This is a genomic window from Janthinobacterium sp. LPB2021202312-11-4 (assembly GCF_037049705.1).
In the GTDB taxonomy this organism is placed as follows: Bacteria; Pseudomonadota; Gammaproteobacteria; order Pseudomonadales; family Pseudomonadaceae; genus Aquipseudomonas.
In genome coordinates, this window is record NZ_JBAGKV010000017.1 from 29,476 (window position 1) to 44,607 (window position 15,132).

A 15,132-nucleotide genomic window follows, 5' to 3' on the forward strand; every position below is an offset into this window, starting at 1 on the left:
AGTCTATCAACCCTCGCGCAACACTGTCAGGGGGCTGGCGTTCAAGGCGCGACGGGTGCCGAACACACCGGCGCCACCAATCAACAAGGCGCCAATCAGCGGCAGCACCAGCAGCCACGGATGCGGATGCCAGGGCAGGTCGAAGGCGTAGCGGTAAAGCACCAGGCTGACCAGCTCCGAACCCAGTGCCGCGAGCAAGCCGCTGACCGCGCCGAGCAAACCGAACTCGATGCGCCGGGCCTTGACCAGCAACTGCCGTTCGGCCCCCAGGGCACGCAACAGCGCACCTTGGCGAATCCGTTCATCCAGGGTCGCCTGCAACCCGGAGAACAGCACCGCCATCCCCGCCGCCAGCACGAATAACAACACGTACTCCACCGCCAGGGTGACCTGGGCGAGGATGCTGCGCAGCTGTTCCAGCAAGGCTTCGACCTGCAAAATGGTTACCGCCGGGAAGGCCCGGGACAGATCTACAATCTGCTGATCGTGGCCGGCCGCCAGATAGAAACTGGTCAGGTAGGTCGCGGGCAGGTCCTTCAGGGTGCCGGGCTGGAAGATCATGAAGAAATTCGGCTGGAAGTTGTCCCAGTTGATCTCCCGCAGGCTGGTGACTTTCGCTTCGCGATTGACCCCACCGACGCTAAACACCAAGTGATCGCCCAGCTTGAGTTTCAGGCTCTCGGCGACCTTGCCTTCCACCGACACACCGGGAATGTCATCCGGCGTTTGTTCGGCCCACCAGGTCCCCGAAGTGAGTTTGTTGCCGGTCGGCAAGTCCGCCGCCCAGGTCAGGCTCAGGTCGCGCTGGATCGCCCGGTCACCGGCCGAATCCTTGCTGACGATGTCTTGCACCGCTTCGCCGTTGATGCTGATCAGTCGGCCTGGCACCACTGGGTAGAGCGGCGCCGACTGCGCTTGCAGTTCGATCAGGCGATCGGTGAAGGCTTGTTTGTCCGCCGGCAGAATGTTCAGGGCGAAATAGTTGGGGGCGTTTTTCGGCAACTGGTTCTGCCAGGTGTCCAGCAACTCGCCGCGCAGCAACGCGATCAGGGCCATGGACAGCAGAATCAAACCGAAGGCCAGGGATTGCCCGGCCGCCGCCAACGGATGGCGCAGCAACTGACCCAGGCCCAGACGCCATGGCAGAGAGGCACGGGCCAACATCCGGCGCAGGCTTTTGAGCAGTAACAGCAGCAAGCCGCCGAGTACCACCGCCGCGATCACACCACCGCCGAGCAGGGCAAAGGTCAGGACCAGATCGAGGCTCAGGCGCCACATGATCAGCCCGAGCGCACCCAGCGCAGCGCCGTAGACCATCCAGGTACTGGACGGAATCGGCAGCATGTCTCGACGTAATACACGCAATGGCGGAACCCGACCGAGAGCGGCCAAGGGTGGCAGGGCGAAACCGGCCAGCGCCACCAACCCGGTGCCGATCCCGGCAATGGCCGGCAGTAGGCCGCCCGGTGGAACGTCAGTGGGCAACAAGTCATGCAGCAGCGCAAACAGTCCGAGTTGCGCGAGCCAGCCGATCAGGGCGCCGCTGAGGGCGGCAAGCAGACCGAGTACCGTCAACTGCACACTGAACAGCAGCATGGTTTCCCGACGGGACAAACCGAGGCAGCGCAGCAGGGCGCTGGCATCGAAGCGGCGCGTGGCGAAACGTGTCGCCGACAGCGCCACCGCCACACCCGACAGCAACACCGCCACCAGACTGGCCATGTTCAAGTAACGCTCGGCCTTGCCCAGCGCACCGCCGATTTGCCGGTTGCCGTCCCGGGCATCCTGCAGGCGTTGGTTCGCGGCGAGCCCCGGTTTGACCAGTTGCCGATAGGTTTTCAGCGCCTGGGCACTGCCGCGCCAGAGTTCGCGGTAGCTGACCCGACTGCCGGGCTGGACCACGCCGGTTGCCGTGAGGTCGTCGAGGTTGATCAATACTCGCGGTGTCAGGCTGTAGAAGTTGCCGGCGCGGTCCGGTTCGTATGTCAGCACCCGCGTCAGCTTCAGGGTTTTCATGCCGACGTCGATGTCGTCGCCGATCTTCAGATCCAGCGCCGTCAGTAGGCGTGCCTCGACCCAGGCTTCACCGGGTTTCGGTCCGCCACCGGCGACTTCCGGAGCGAAGGGGGCGGGGGCGCTTTTCAGTTCGCCGCGCAGTGGATAGACAGAGTCGGCGGCTTTGATGCTGGACAACTGAATGCCATTGTCGGTGGCGATGACGCTGGAGAACTCGACGACTTGCGCGTGTTCCAGACCCAGCTCCGTGCCGCTCTTGATCTGTTCGGGGCGCGCCGGTGAACTGCCTTCGAGCAACAGGTCTGCGCCGAGAAACTCGGTGGCGCGCAGCATCATGGCGCCGTTGAGGCGGGCGCCGAAATAGCCGATGGCGGTACTCGCGGCCACGGCCACCAGCAAGGCAAAAAACAATACCCGCAGCTCTCCGGCGCGGGCGTCGCGCAGCAGTTGGCGGAGGGCGAGGCTGAACAGGCGCAATAGCGGCAAGCGTGCCATCAAGGCTCCAGAGGGGCGACCAGCAGGCCGGCTTCAAGGCGGATCAGGCGCCGGCAGCGGTGTGCCAGGCGTTCGTCGTGGGTCACCAGCACCAGGGTCGTGCCGCGTTCCTTGTTCAGTTCGAATAACAGATCGCTGATGCGCTCGCCGGTGTGGCTGTCGAGGTTGCCGGTGGGTTCATCGGCGAACAGCACATCAGGTTCGGCGGCAAACGCCCGGGCAATTGCCACGCGCTGCTGTTCGCCGCCGGAGAGTTGGCGCGGTGAGTGGGTCAGGCGCTGGCCGAGACCAACCCGTTGCAGCAACTCGGTGGCACGCGCCCGGGCGTCTTTGCGGCCGTCGAGTTCCAGGGGCAGCATGACGTTTTCCAAGGCGTTGAGGCTGTCGAGCAGTTGAAAGGACTGAAACACAAAACCCACATGCTCGGCGCGGATGCGCGCCCGCTGATCTTCATCGAGATTGCTCAGGGCTTGCCCGGCGAGGGTGACTTCGCCGCTGCTCGGCAGGTCGAGGCCGGCCAGCAGGCCCAGGAGGGTGGATTTGCCGGAACCGGACGCGCCAACGATGGCCAGGCTGTCGCCCTTGTTCAGTTCCAGGCTGAGTTCGTGCAGGATAGTCAGTTCACCTTCCGCGCTGGGAACCACTTTGCTGAGGTTCTTCGCGGTGAGAATGCTTGCGCCCATGGAGAATCCGATGCGTGTTTGGTTTTTGAGTGCTGGCCTGGCCTTGATGTGCATGGCCCAGAACGCAGCGGCGGGTACAGTCCTGATCGTTGGCGATAGTATCAGCGCCGGTTTCGGACTGGATACCCGCTTGGGATGGGTATCGCTGCTTGAGCAACGGCTCAAGCGCGAAGGTTTCGACGATAAAGTGATCAATGCGTCCATCAGCGGCGACACCAGTGCCGGAGGCCAGGCACGCCTGCCGGCGCTGCTTGCAGAGCATAAACCGGAGCTGGTCATCCTCGAGTTGGGCGGTAACGACGGCTTGCGCGGAATGCTCCCAACGCAATTGCAACAAAACCTTGCTGCGATGATCGACAGCTCCCGCGCCAGCGGTGCCAAGGTCTTGTTGCTGGGCATGCAACTGCCGCCCAACTACGGCAAGCGCTACACCGAGGCGTTTGCCGAGGTCTACGGCAACCTCGCCAACGAGAAAAAAATCCCGCTGGTGCCGTTTTTCCTCGACGGAATCGGCGGTCATCCAGAGCTGATGCAAGCCGATGGCCTGCACCCGGCGGCGGGGGCTCAGGACAAGTTGCTGGAAAATGTCTGGCCGACGCTGAAACCGCTGCTTTGACGCTTTTCTAGTCGCGGTGTTTCGGCTAAGGTGGCGCCCCCGATTTGGAGCCCCCGATGCCGCGTCCCGCCTGGTCCCTTTTTGCCTACCAACTGATCGAGCCTGACGAACAGCTGGATCTGTTCGCCTGCCAGGAAGTGCGGGTGCATCTGGTGACGCGTCAGCTGGAACTCGGTGGCTCGGCCGACCGAACCCTGTGCGGCAGCCTGTTGCCGGCGCAACCGCGCTGGTCGAGCGTGGATCGCAGGGTGTTCCAGGACCAGCGTTTGTGTTCGCTGTGCCGGGCGATTCTGGAATCGCAAAAGCGCGGTACTTCGCCGATCTGGCCTGAGTTGCGTTTCGAGCTTTAGGCCTGTGTCGCAAGTCCCCTCGCCACAACAACTATTCCAGCGGCACACCCCTTACATGAAAAAAACGTCATGTATCGCCTGCAATGTGCTCGGCCTCCCCGAATTTTCGGGCGTCGGTGTACAATCGCCGTCTTATACCTCTTGTCGATCACGCGAAGGATTTTCCGGATGTTGCCGCGCTTTCCTGCCGTCACCCGCTGCCTGTCACTTGCCGCCCTCTGTGTGGCAGGTCCCGTCGCAGCATTGGAGCTGCCTCTACCGCCACCCGGTGAAGACATCATCGGCCAGGTGCAAGTGATCAAGGCCAAGTACGAAGACACCTTCGCCGACCTTGGTACCACTTACGACCTGGGCTATTCGGAAATGGTCGCGGCTAACCCTGGCGTCGACGCCTGGCTGCCGGGCGCCGGGACTGAAATCATTCTGCCGACGCGTTTCATCCTGCCGCCGGGCCCGCGCGAAGGCATCGTGATCAACCTGGCTGAATACCGCCTCTACTACTACCCGAAAGGCCGGAACGTGGTGTACACCTTCCCGCTGGGTATCGGTCGTGAAGGCTGGGGTTCGCCGATCGCGCATACCACCATCACCGCGAAAACGCCGAACCCGACCTGGACCCCTCCAGCGTCGATCAAGGCCGAGCACGCTGCTGACGGTGATCCGTTGCCGAATGTGGTACCGGCCGGCCCGGACAACCCGTTGGGGCCGTTCAAGTTCAGCCTCGGCACTCCGGGCTACCTGATCCACGGCTCGAACAAGAAATTCGGCATCGGCATGCGCACCAGCCACGGTTGCTTCCGCATGTTCAACAACAACGTACTGGAAATGGCGAGCATGGTGCCGGTCGGTACGTCGGTGCGGATCATCAACGACCCGTACAAATTTGGCGTGAGTGGCGGCAAGGTTTACCTGGAAGCGCACACACCGCTGGACGACAACGGCAACCCGTCGGTGGTCGACAAGCACACGGCGGTGATCAACGCGATGCTCAAGCGTGAAGACATCACCAACAACCTGCGCATGAACTGGGATGTAGTACGCGACGTAGTTGCAGCCGAAGATGGCCTGCCGGTGGAAATCGCCGTGCCGAATACCTCCGCACCGATGGTGTCGAGCGCACCGGTCGATCTGCAGCAGTAAGCACCCGGAAAACCGAACCCGCCGACGCTGGCCGCGTCGGCGGGTTTTTTATGGCCGGTACTAAATACCGGGCACAAAAAAGCCGATCCATAAATGGATCGGCTTGATAACAATCCCGAAGGACTATTACTTGCGGCTAGCTTTGTCCAGCATGCGCAGAGCACGCTCGTTAGCTTCGTCAGCAGTCTGTTGTGCTTTTTGAGCAGCAGCCAGAGCTTCATCAGCTTTACGGTAAGCTTCGTCTGCACGAGCCTGGGAGCGAGCAGCTGCGTCTTCAGTAGCGGTCAGACGTGCTTCGGTTTCTTTCGATACGCTGCTGCAACCGGTAGCCAGAACTGCGGCCAGAGCCAGAGCAGAGAATTTCAGAACGTTGTTCATCGTGTTCCCCTTCAAGGACTTTCTATTTAAGTGGCTGTCTCCTCAGAGTGAGGAAATAGCCGGCGTACATACTACCCATTACTTGTCGTAAGTAAACTGACGTAAAGCAAGAAGCAAAAAAATTGTAGGCGTTGATTCTTTTTCGAGCAACTTTTAACTGCGCTGTTTAAAAAATACTCAGCTGCAAGGCCCGAGCCTGAGCGAGCCGCTGATGAAAAGTTCCTGGTGCCCCGAGCTGTTTTTACGGTCTTGGCTAGAGTCGACCTAGATGGATTCGTCTACACTTTTGTTCGGATTCTGCGCAGCGCCTCTCATATCTTTCTCCAAGTTGAGGTGACTTTAACAACGGGCGCTCGTCTTAAGTCTCAATATCCGGCAATGTTCAGGCTTTCGACCTGCAAAGATCTTTGGTCGAGCTGTCCCTGCGTCACCCGGAGCAGCATCGGCCACCCCTGCGTGATGACGAGCGTACCTTGAGCATTTTTGCCAATGGTGCCTACTATTTGATACGTGCCAGGTTGCGCGAGATAGGTGCGGCTCTTCTCGGTGTCCATTCAGGCACAGGGTGGCGTAGATGTTCCTTCGCCGGAAAAACATCGGTAAGGTAGGGGTCAGAATCCAAGACCCGCGAGGAGTAGTGATGAGCGAGGCGTTGTCCATCCACCATGACCAGGCTGGTCATCAGTTCGAGACCAATGTGGACGGTCATCGTGCCTACCTGACCTATATGGATCTGGGGAAACAGACCCTGGATATCTATCGCACCTTCGTGCCCAACGCATTGCGTGGTCGTGGCATTGCGGCGGCATTGACCGAGCAGGCGCTGCAATACGCTGAAGAAATGGGCTACACGGTGATTCCGTCGTGCTCCTACGTGGAGCGCTACATGGAGCGTCATCAGCGGCATGCCGCCAAGCTGAGCCAGTAAACGTAACTCATAAAAAAACGCCGGGTTAGCCCGGCGTTTTTGTGTGCGCTAAACGGCAGATCAGCTGCGATCGCGTTTCGGCAGCACATCCTTGAGCTTGGCGTGCATGCTGCGCAAGGTGTTTTCGGTGGCGGCCCAGTCGATACAGGCATCGGTGATCGACACGCCGTATTGCAGGTCGGCGAGGTCTTTCGGGATCGCCTGGCAGCCCCAGTTCAGGTGACTCTCAACCATCAGGCCGATGATCGACTGGTTGCCTTCGAGGATCTGGTTGGCGACGTTCTCCATCACCAGCGGTTGCAGGGCCGGGTCCTTGTTGGAGTTGGCGTGGCTGCAATCGACCATGATGTTTGGCTTGATCTTGGCTTTGTTCAGCGCTTGCTCGCACAGGGCGACGCTGACCGAATCGTAGTTCGGCTTGCCGTTGCCACCGCGCAATACGACGTGGCCATAGGCGTTGCCTTTGGTGGTGACGATCGACACGCCACCTTCCTGGTTGATACCGAGGAAACGGTGCGGGCTGGAAACCGATTGCAAGGCGTTGATCGCCACGGTCAGGCCGCCGTCGGTGCCGTTCTTGAAGCCGACGGCCGAGGACAGGCCCGAAGCCATTTCACGGTGAGTCTGGGATTCGGTGGTGCGCGCGCCGATGGCCGACCAACTGATCAGATCCTGCAAGTACTGCGGGGAGATCGGGTCGAGGGCTTCGGTGGCGGTCGGCAGGCCCATCTCGGCCAGGTCCAGCAGCAACTTGCGACCGATGTGCAGACCATCCTGAATCTTGAACGAGTCGTCCAGATACGGGTCGTTGATCAAGCCTTTCCAGCCGACGGTAGTACGTGGCTTCTCGAAATACACGCGCATGACCAGATACAAGGTATCGGACACTTCGGCGGCCAGGGTTTTCAGGCGCTCGGCGTATTCGTGGGCAGCCTTGATGTCGTGGATCGAGCAAGGCCCGATGACGACGAACAGGCGGTGGTCGGTGCCATCAAGAATGTTGCGAATGACTTCGCGGCCCTTGGTCACGGTGCGCAGGGCAGCGTCGCTCAAAGGGATATCACGCTTGAGCTGATCAGGGGTGATCAGCGTCTCGTTGGAAGCGACGTTTAGGTCGTTGATCGGTAAATCAGCCATCGTTTACTCGTCAGGTCACGGGTGCCGGCCGCCAGCGAACCCGCGCGGCGGAGCACAGCAAATTAAGCGCGTCGGGGAGCGGAACCTTAGCGCGTTACACCGTGGCTCGACAATGGGCAAAGGCTGGTTTAATCCAGCACTGGCTGAGCAAATGCCTTGCGAACCGTATCGTGGGAGAACTCGTCGGCATGTTCCTGGACCCATTCCAGCGCCAACGCCTGAATATCCTGTAAGTCTTCGTGCGCGTCATGCAGGCGGCAATAGCGTTCGATCTGGCACACCTGTTCGCCCATCCGGGCACTGAACAGCATTTGTTCGTCGACAAACGCAATGCCCACCAGATAGCCGCGCTTTCGCCGCAGGCACCAGGCCACGTAGCCCAGATAACGCAAGTCGGGGTTCAAGGTCGGCATGCGCACTTCCAGCGCCGTACCGTGGCGCCAGGCGCGGTGGTAATTGCAAGCCATGCCGCCGAGGCTGATAGTGTGCAGCCGTTGCCGTGAAATGCACTCATGTTTGAGCAGCGTAAGTTCCACGGGCACATCGTCAGGATGAGGAAGAAAACGTCCCATGAACACGGACTCCCTGTGTCGCCCATTTGACATTGTTTCCCCCAGTATAGTGGTCGAATCGCAACTGACCGATTTTGACGCCGACCAACGGCTGCTGGCGATGAGCGGTGTGTCGCTGGTGATTTTTACCAGTGTCGGCTGTGCCAGTTGCCGCTTTGCCCGGGAGCAGTTGCCAGGGCTCGATCTGACGGTTGATCGACTGTGCTGGATCGACGCTGCCGACAATGGCGGGTTGGTGGAACGTTACGAGGTCTTTCATTTGCCGGCGCTGTTTGTGGTGCGCGACGGTGAGTTCTTTGGGGCGGTACAGTCGCGCCTGACCCGCACCGAACTCAACGAGGCGGTGGACCAGGCGCTGAATCGAATTGCTGAGGAGTTGCCATGATGGGAGCAGTTGCCAAGCCGAGCATCGGCATTATCGGGACCGGCGCGATCGGTGGTTTCTACGGCTTGATGCTGGCGCGAGCCGGGTTCGATGTGCACTTTCTGTTGCGCAGCGAGTTTTCAGCCGTCGCCGAGCGCGGGTTGCAAGTCAACAGTGCGGTGCATGGCGCGCTGAGCCTTCATCCGGTCCAGGCCTATTCATCGGCCGAAGACATGCCGCCGTGCGACTGGTTGCTGGTGGCGGCGAAGAGCACCAGTTCGGGCCTGGCGCCGATCATCATTCAAGCCGCCGCCCCCGGCGCCAAAGTGTTGCTGCTGCAAAATGGCCTGGACGTCGAAGACAGCCTGCGCGAATGGCTGCCCGATTCGCTGCACCTGCTCGGCGGCCTCTGTCTGATTTGCGTCCATCGGGAAGGCCCGGGCGTGATTATCCACCAAGCGTTGGGCGCGGTGAACGTCGGCTACCACAGCGGTCCGGCCAGCGATGACGCGGCGCGCATGGCGATTGTCGAAGCGGGCGCCGGGCTGTTCCGCAGCGCCGGGATCGATTCCCAGGCCATGCCGAACTTGCATCAGGCGCGCTGGCAGAAACTGGTCTGGAATATCCCTTACAACGGTCTGTCGGTGTTGCTCGGGGCGAGCACCACGCCGTTGATGGCCGATGCCGACAGCCGCGCGCTGATCCAGGCGTTGATGGCCGAAGTGGTGCAGGGCGCCAAGGCTTGCGGTCACGACATGCCGCCCGGCTACGCTGACTACCTGTTTATGATGACCGAGAAAATGCCCGACTATTGGCCGAGCATGTACCACGATTTCCAGCACAAACGAGCGCTGGAGCTGGAGGCTATTTACGCCCGGCCCCTGGCGGCGGCGAAAGCGGCAGGTTGTGACTTGCCGCGCATCGAGGCCCTGTACCGGGCGCTCGGTTTTATCGATCGACGTAACGTTTAAGTCGATCCACCGGAGGGGAAGGCCATGGCCAAGGACATAGATGACAAGTTGGTGCTGGCGATTTCTTCGCGGGCACTGTTTGACTTGAGCGAGAGCCATAAGGTGTATCTGGCCAGTGGTGTCGAAGCCTACCGGCAATATCAGATCGAGCATGAAGACGAAATCCTCGAGCCCGGCGATGCCTTCCCGCTGGTGGAAAAACTGCTGAACCTTAATGCCAGTCTCGGCCGGGCCCGGGTCGAAGTGATCCTGGTGTCGCGCAACAGTGCCGACACCGGGCTGCGGGTGTTCAACTCGATTCACCACTATGGCCTGGCAATTTCCCGCGCGGCGTTTGTCGGCGGGCGTAGCCCTTATCCGTACCTCAAGGCGTTTGGTTGCGACCTGTTTCTCTCGACCCATGCCGACGATGTGCGCAGCGCGCTGGAGGCCGGGTTCGCCGCAGCGACCATTTTGTCGGGCGGCGCGAGTCGGGCGGCCAGTGACGAATTGCGCATTGCTTTCGACGGTGACGCGGTGCTGTTTTCCGATGAGTCGGAGCGGGTTTATCAGTCCGGTGGGCTGGAAGCCTTTCAGGCCAGCGAACGAGAATCGGCCCGGGAGCCGTTGCGTGGCGGGCCGTTCAAAGGCTTCCTCGCGGCGCTCAATCTGTTGCAGCGCGAGTTCCCCGACGACGCCTGCCCGATCCGCACGGCGCTGGTGACAGCACGTTCAGCGCCGGCTCACGAGCGGGTGATCCGCACCTTGCGCGAGTGGGACATTCGTCTGGATGAATCGCTGTTCCTCGGCGGCCTGACCAAATCGGCGTTTCTGGAAGCCTTCGCCGCCGATGTGTTTTTCGATGACCAGGCTGGCCATTGCGAGCTGGCTCGGGAAGTGGTCGCCACCGGTCATGTGCCCCACGGCATAAGCAACGAACAGAAAGTTTAAGCCCTTGCTTCAAGGTGTTACGCGGCACGTCGTACTCGGCAAGGCACTGCTAAGCTGAATCCATCTCCGCCATGTTGGCACGCGAGGAGGTCATATGATTCGTTCCATGCTGTATGCCACCGACCTCGGCCTGTACGCACCTTTAGTGATGCAGCACGCCTTGGCGCTGGCGCGAACCTTCAATGCCGACTTGTACGTGGTGCACGCAGTGGAACCCATGGGGCTGTTCGCCGAGTCGGTGCTGCAGAGCTACCTCGATGAGCAGGCGTTGAACGAGTTTCACAGCCAGGGCCTGAACACGGTGATCGCCAATATCGAGCAACGGGTGCTCGAAAGTTTTCGTGAAGAACTGGGGGATGAAGGCGAGCAGGATCTGGAGCGGATCAAAGCAGTGCGCGTGCTTCAGGGCGATCCGGCGCAGGTGATTCTTGAGCAGGCACAGAAACTCTCCGTGGATTTGTTGATCGTAGGTAGTCATAGCCATCGCGCGGGGGCGGAAACACCGTTGGGGCGCACGGCGGCGCGGGTGTTGCAGTTGGCTCGGGTGCCGGTCTATCTGGTGCCGCTGGTGGAGCGTCGGCGTCAAGGGGATCGTTAGTGTCACGAAGCAGGACAACAGAACACGAATAATGGCGTTTTGATAAAAAAGTTCTAGATTTATTCTTCAAACCATTAATATAGTTATATACCGTCGCTGATGCCCGTGGCGTCTACCTGCTTTGAGGGATTCATATGAAGCTTCAACAATTGCGCTACATCTGGGAAGTGGCGCACCACGACCTCAACGTCTCCGCTACCGCCCAAAGTCTCTACACCTCGCAGCCGGGCATCAGTAAGCAGATCCGTCTGCTGGAAGACGAATTGGGCGTCGAGGTCTTCGCCCGCAGCGGCAAGCACCTGACCCGCGTCACCCCGGCCGGCGAACGCATCATCACCACCGCCGGCGAAATCCTGCGCAAGGTTGAAAGCATCAAGCAGATCGCCCAGGAATTCTCCAACGAGAAGAAAGGCACCCTGTCGATCGCCACCACCCACACCCAGGCGCGTTATGCGTTGCCGCCGGTGATCAGCAATTTCATCAAGCAATACCCGGACGTTGCCCTGCACATGCACCAGGGTTCGCCGATGCAGATCGCCGAAATGGCCGCTGACGGCACCGTGGATTTCGCCATCGCCACCGAAGCCCTGGAGCTATTCGGTGACCTGGTGATGATGCCGTGCTACCGCTGGAACCGTTGCGTGGTGGTGCCTCAGGGCCACCCGCTGACCAAGCTGCCGAAGCTGACCCTCGAAGCCCTGGCCGAATACCCGATCGTGACCTACGTGTTCGGTTTCACCGGTCGTTCGAAACTCGACGAGGCCTTCAGCCATCGCGGCCTGACACCGAAAGTGGTGTTCACCGCCGCCGACGCCGACGTGATCAAGACTTACGTGCGCCTGGGCCTGGGCGTGGGCATCGTCGCCAAAATGGCGGTGGATGCCAAGCTCGACAGCGACCTGGTGATGCTCGATGCCAGTGACTTGTTCGAATCCAGCATTACCAAGATCGGCTTCCGTCGCGGCACGTTCCTGCGTGGTTTCATGTGCGACTTCATCGAGAAGTTTGCCCCGCACCTGACTCGCGAAGTGATGGCCAAGGCCATTCAGTGCCACAACAAGCAGGAACTGGAAGAGCTGTTCGACGGCGTCGAACTGCCAGTCCATTAATCTCTGCGCTTAAACCACCTCGGTGACAGAGAACTGTTGCCGAGCGCCCGCCACCAGAATCTCCACCTCGTCCCCTTCGAACTTGCCCAGCAGGCTTTTGCCCAGCGGCGAGCGGGGGGTGATGACGGTGATCATCTGTCCCACCAGATCGACCTTCAAACCCGCCGCGTCGGGGGCCAGAAACAGCCATTGTTCACGACCCTTTTCGTCCTCCAGACCGAGCAGGGCGCCGACCTCGATACCGCGCTGATCATCATACGGACGCAACGCCAGGTTTTGGCACAGCGTCAGTGAATGACGGATTTCCTCGACCCGTTTCGCCTGCCCGGCCGCCAGGTAAGACGCCTCCAGCCCCAGGGTGTCGTACTTGTTTTCGGCAATGTTTTCTTCGTGGGTCGCGGTTTCGTAGGCGGTTTGCGCCGCGCGTTCGGCGATGTCGAGATCAATGCGCAGCTTGTCGAGAATCAGTTGGTGAACGATAGGTTTATTCATGATCAATCGCAGAATTGCAGGACGTTGGCGCGGCTTTTTTCGTTAGGCGCGGTCTGGTCCTGTTGCAGCCAGAACTGGCATTTGGGGTTCGACAAATTTCGGTTGTTGGTGCGGGCCTGATCCAGGGTTTGCTGCTGCTCGTTCTTGCGCAGGTTTTCTTTGTATTGTTCGAACAACGGGCTCTGCGGCGGAATGTCCGGCCTCGGCTGCTCAACGGGCGGTTTCGCCAGTTGTTGCACGGCCTGGGCCACCGGGGCCAGTTGTTCGGTAAACAAAAAGTGCGAGGCGAGCCAGCAGGTCAGCGCGATGGCCATGAATCCCAGCCAAAGACCCAAGGCAATGCTGGCGGTCAGATGCATGGCGTTGAGTCGGATCGGCAACGGGCGGCGCGGGTTGGGACGGTAGGGCATGGCTGCCTCCTGGCGGGTGGTCGCGGGCGGATGGCGATTGTCGCACGAAGATTAATCGTCGTCGGCTCTTCTGCGCGGGGTAATTTATGCGGACAATCGGCGCCTTTGCCAACGGGAGCCTGGAATGCCTGAACTGAAAACCCGCTGGGATATTTTCTGCACCGTGGTCGACAACTTCGGCGACATCGGCGTGACCTGGCGCCTGGCCCGGCAACTGGTGGCCGAACATGCCGTCGCCGTGCGTTTGTGGGTCGACGACCTGCGCGCTTTTGAACGGCTGTGCCCGGAGATCGACATTCACGCGTCGCAGCAATGGCAGCAGGGTGTCGAGGTCTGTCACTGGCCCATCGAGTGGCAACCGGTGGCTGCCGCTGATGTGGTGATCGCCGCGTTCGCCTGCCAACTTCCCGGTGCCTACATGGACGCCATGGTCGAGCGGGAAAAACCGCCACTGTGGGTAAACCTGGATTATCTGAGCGCCGAAGATTGGGTCATCGGTTGCCACGGTTTACCGTCGGTGAAGTACAAGAGCGTGCAGAAGTACTTCTTCTTTCCTGGATTCCAGAAGGGCACCGGCGGTTTGCTGCGTGAAAGCGGATTGCTGGAGCGGCGTCGGCAATTTCAGCAAAGCCCCGAGGCCCAGCGAAAATTCCTGCTGGGTTTGGGGATCGATCGGGCGCCTGGTGCGCAGTTGATCTCGTTGTTTGCCTACGAAAATACCGGGCTGGCGAGCTGGCTCGATACGTTGTCGGGCGCGCCGACGCCCACCCATCTGCTGGTGCCCGAGGGGCGGATTCTCGGTGATGTCGAGCGCTGGCTCGGGGTCAGCGGCCTGGTCGCCGGTGCGCTGCATGTGCGCGATGCAGTGACTGTTCAGGTGCTGCCGTTCGTCCGGCAGGATCAATATGATCAGTTGCTCTGGTGCTGCGATTTCAACGCCGTGCGCGGTGAAGACTCGTTTGTCCGGGCCCAATGGGCGGGTCGGCCGATGCTTTGGCACATTTATCAGCAGGAAGAAGATGTGCACCTGGAGAAGCTCGAAGCCTTCCTCACGCTCTATACAAAAGGCTTGTCAGCGCCTGCCAGCGAGGCGATCAGCGGTCTTTGGCGGGCCTGGAATGCCGGCCAGGACATGGCCGACCAGTGGCTGGCGACCCGCAAACACTGGCCGGAGCTGGAAAAACATGCCGAGGCGTGGTGTCTGGAACAAGCCTTGCAGGCGGATCTTGCCACGGCGCTGGTACAGTTTTACCTAAATTGGATATGATACGCGGCCTAGATTTTTGTAAATCCCATCCAAATTCGGATATTCGCAATGAAAACTGGTAAAGAACTGAAACCCGGTACCGTGATCCGTCTCGAAAACGATCCTTGGCTGGTTCAGAAAGCTGAATTCACCAAGTCCGGTCGTAACAGCGCGATCATGAAGACCAAGCTGAAGAACCTGCTGACCGGTTACAAGACCGAGATCGTTTACAGCGCCGACGACAAACTGGACGACGTAATCCTCGACCGCAAAGAAGCGACCCTGTCCTTCATCAGCGGCGACACCTACACGTTCATGGACACCACCGACTACACCATGTACGAGCTGAACGCTGAAGACATCGAAGCCGTTCTGCCTTTCGTTGAAGAAGGCATGACCGATGTTTGCGAAGCGATCTTCTTCGAAGAGCGTCTGGTTTCCGTAGAGCTGCCGACCACTATCGTGCGCGTAGTTGACTACACCGAAGGTTCCGCTCGCGGTGACACTTCCGGCAAAGTCATGAAGCCTGCCAAGCTGAGCAACGGTACTGAGTTGCAAGTTGCTGACTTCATCGAAATCGGTGACCGCATCGAAATCGATACCCGTGAAGGCGGTTCCTACAAAGGCCGTGCTAAATAAGCACCGCTTGAGTAATGAAAAAGCCCGACCATTGAGTCGGGCTTTTTTGTGCCATCAA

The 15,132-nt window shown here is 60.1% G+C and carries 19 protein-coding genes; 11 read left to right on the top strand and 8 right to left on the bottom strand.

Translation table 11 applies throughout. The features are described 5' to 3' along the window. Positions 1-6 precede the first annotated feature (6 nt). Both V5E99_RS18550 and V5E99_RS18555 read right to left on the bottom strand, forming a co-directional pair. Positions 7-2,511, bottom strand: a complete 2,505-nt coding sequence (locus V5E99_RS18550; RefSeq protein WP_499803740.1) for an ABC transporter permease — start codon at positions 2,509-2,511, stop codon at positions 7-9. Further along, positions 2,511-3,194 carry an ABC transporter ATP-binding protein gene (locus V5E99_RS18555; protein WP_213940745.1) on the bottom strand — a complete coding sequence of 228 codons (684 nt, stop codon included), beginning with the start codon at positions 3,192-3,194 and terminating at the stop codon, positions 2,511-2,513. The genes V5E99_RS18550 and V5E99_RS18555 overlap by 1 nt, the downstream gene beginning before the upstream one ends. Before the next feature lie 10 nt (positions 3,195-3,204). Between V5E99_RS18555 and V5E99_RS18560 the strand changes: the two genes are divergently transcribed. From V5E99_RS18560 to V5E99_RS18570, 3 genes are all read left to right on the top strand, one after another. Continuing rightward, a complete protein-coding gene (locus V5E99_RS18560) occupies positions 3,205-3,810 on the top strand; it encodes an arylesterase (RefSeq protein ID WP_499803741.1) in 606 nt (201 codons plus the stop codon). Between the two features lie 56 nt (positions 3,811-3,866). Next, positions 3,867-4,160, top strand: a complete 294-nt coding sequence (locus tag V5E99_RS18565) for a hypothetical protein (protein WP_003226812.1) — start codon at positions 3,867-3,869, stop codon at positions 4,158-4,160. 243 nt (positions 4,161-4,403) lie between these two features. Then, positions 4,404-5,300 (top strand): L,D-transpeptidase family protein, encoded by an 897-nt coding sequence (locus V5E99_RS18570; RefSeq protein ID WP_499803742.1) that lies wholly within the window; start codon positions 4,404-4,406, stop codon positions 5,298-5,300. A 126-nt stretch (positions 5,301-5,426) separates the two neighbouring features. Here V5E99_RS18570 and oprI read toward each other — a convergent pair whose 3' ends face one another. Together oprI and V5E99_RS18580 are read right to left on the bottom strand one after the other, a co-directional pair. After that, the gene (gene oprI / locus V5E99_RS18575) at positions 5,427-5,678 is read right to left on the bottom strand and encodes an outer membrane lipoprotei OprI (protein WP_002553018.1); all 252 of its coding nucleotides are present in this window, start codon (positions 5,676-5,678) and stop codon (positions 5,427-5,429) included. A 365-nt stretch (positions 5,679-6,043) separates the two neighbouring features. Next, entirely contained in the window at positions 6,044-6,232 is a 189-nt protein-coding gene (locus V5E99_RS18580) for a hypothetical protein (RefSeq protein WP_499803743.1), read from the bottom strand. Between the two features lie 86 nt (positions 6,233-6,318). Here V5E99_RS18580 and V5E99_RS18585 point away from each other — a divergent pair, with 86 nt between their 5' ends. Next, positions 6,319-6,606 carry a GNAT family N-acetyltransferase gene (locus tag V5E99_RS18585; protein WP_020800382.1) on the top strand — a complete coding sequence of 96 codons (288 nt, stop codon included), beginning with the start codon at positions 6,319-6,321 and terminating at the stop codon, positions 6,604-6,606. Positions 6,607-6,666: 60 nt separating this feature from the next. Here the strand turns inward: V5E99_RS18585 and V5E99_RS18590 are convergent, their stop codons facing one another. Both V5E99_RS18590 and V5E99_RS18595 read right to left on the bottom strand, forming a co-directional pair. Further along, positions 6,667-7,743 carry a 3-deoxy-7-phosphoheptulonate synthase gene (locus V5E99_RS18590; protein WP_499803744.1) on the bottom strand — a complete coding sequence of 359 codons (1,077 nt, stop codon included), beginning with the start codon at positions 7,741-7,743 and terminating at the stop codon, positions 6,667-6,669. A 128-nt stretch (positions 7,744-7,871) separates the two neighbouring features. Continuing rightward, positions 7,872-8,315: a PilZ domain-containing protein gene (locus V5E99_RS18595; RefSeq protein ID WP_499803745.1), complete on the bottom strand. Its 444-nt coding sequence runs from the start codon at positions 8,313-8,315 to the stop codon at positions 7,872-7,874. Here V5E99_RS18595 and V5E99_RS18600 point away from each other — a divergent pair. From V5E99_RS18600 to cysB, 5 genes are all read left to right on the top strand, one after another. Continuing rightward, a complete protein-coding gene (locus V5E99_RS18600; RefSeq protein ID WP_499803746.1) occupies positions 8,314-8,700 on the top strand; it encodes a thioredoxin family protein in 387 nt (128 codons plus the stop codon). The two genes, V5E99_RS18595 and V5E99_RS18600, sit on opposite strands and share 2 nt — an antisense overlap. After that, a complete protein-coding gene (locus tag V5E99_RS18605) occupies positions 8,697-9,650 on the top strand; it encodes a putative 2-dehydropantoate 2-reductase (protein ID WP_499803747.1) in 954 nt (317 codons plus the stop codon). The genes V5E99_RS18600 and V5E99_RS18605 overlap by 4 nt, the downstream gene beginning before the upstream one ends. Positions 9,651-9,674: 24 nt before the next feature. Next, on the top strand, positions 9,675-10,580 hold the full coding sequence (locus V5E99_RS18610; RefSeq protein ID WP_499803748.1) for a 5'-nucleotidase: 906 nt from the start codon (positions 9,675-9,677) through the stop codon (positions 10,578-10,580). A 94-nt stretch (positions 10,581-10,674) separates the two neighbouring features. Next, entirely contained in the window at positions 10,675-11,178 is a 504-nt protein-coding gene (locus V5E99_RS18615) for a universal stress protein (RefSeq protein WP_499803749.1), read from the top strand. Between the two features lie 134 nt (positions 11,179-11,312). Further along, positions 11,313-12,287 (top strand): HTH-type transcriptional regulator CysB, encoded by a 975-nt coding sequence (cysB, locus tag V5E99_RS18620; protein ID WP_054052018.1) that lies wholly within the window; start codon positions 11,313-11,315, stop codon positions 12,285-12,287. 9 nt (positions 12,288-12,296) lie between these two features. Here the strand turns inward: cysB and V5E99_RS18625 are convergent, their stop codons facing one another. Together V5E99_RS18625 and V5E99_RS18630 are read right to left on the bottom strand one after the other, a co-directional pair. Further along, on the bottom strand, positions 12,297-12,779 hold the full coding sequence (locus V5E99_RS18625; protein ID WP_499803750.1) for a GreA/GreB family elongation factor: 483 nt from the start codon (positions 12,777-12,779) through the stop codon (positions 12,297-12,299). Between the two features lie 2 nt (positions 12,780-12,781). Continuing rightward, positions 12,782-13,189 carry a hypothetical protein gene (locus V5E99_RS18630; protein WP_499803751.1) on the bottom strand — a complete coding sequence of 136 codons (408 nt, stop codon included), beginning with the start codon at positions 13,187-13,189 and terminating at the stop codon, positions 12,782-12,784. A 124-nt stretch (positions 13,190-13,313) separates the two neighbouring features. Here V5E99_RS18630 and earP point away from each other — a divergent pair, with 124 nt between their 5' ends. Beyond that, complete coding sequence (gene earP, locus V5E99_RS18635) at positions 13,314-14,456, top strand: elongation factor P maturation arginine rhamnosyltransferase EarP (protein ID WP_499803752.1); 1,143 nt, start codon at positions 13,314-13,316, stop codon at positions 14,454-14,456. A 48-nt stretch (positions 14,457-14,504) separates the two neighbouring features. Continuing rightward, the gene (locus tag V5E99_RS18640) at positions 14,505-15,074 is read left to right on the top strand and encodes an elongation factor P (RefSeq protein ID WP_032626910.1); all 570 of its coding nucleotides are present in this window, start codon (positions 14,505-14,507) and stop codon (positions 15,072-15,074) included. The last annotated feature ends 58 nt before the right edge of the window (positions 15,075-15,132 follow it).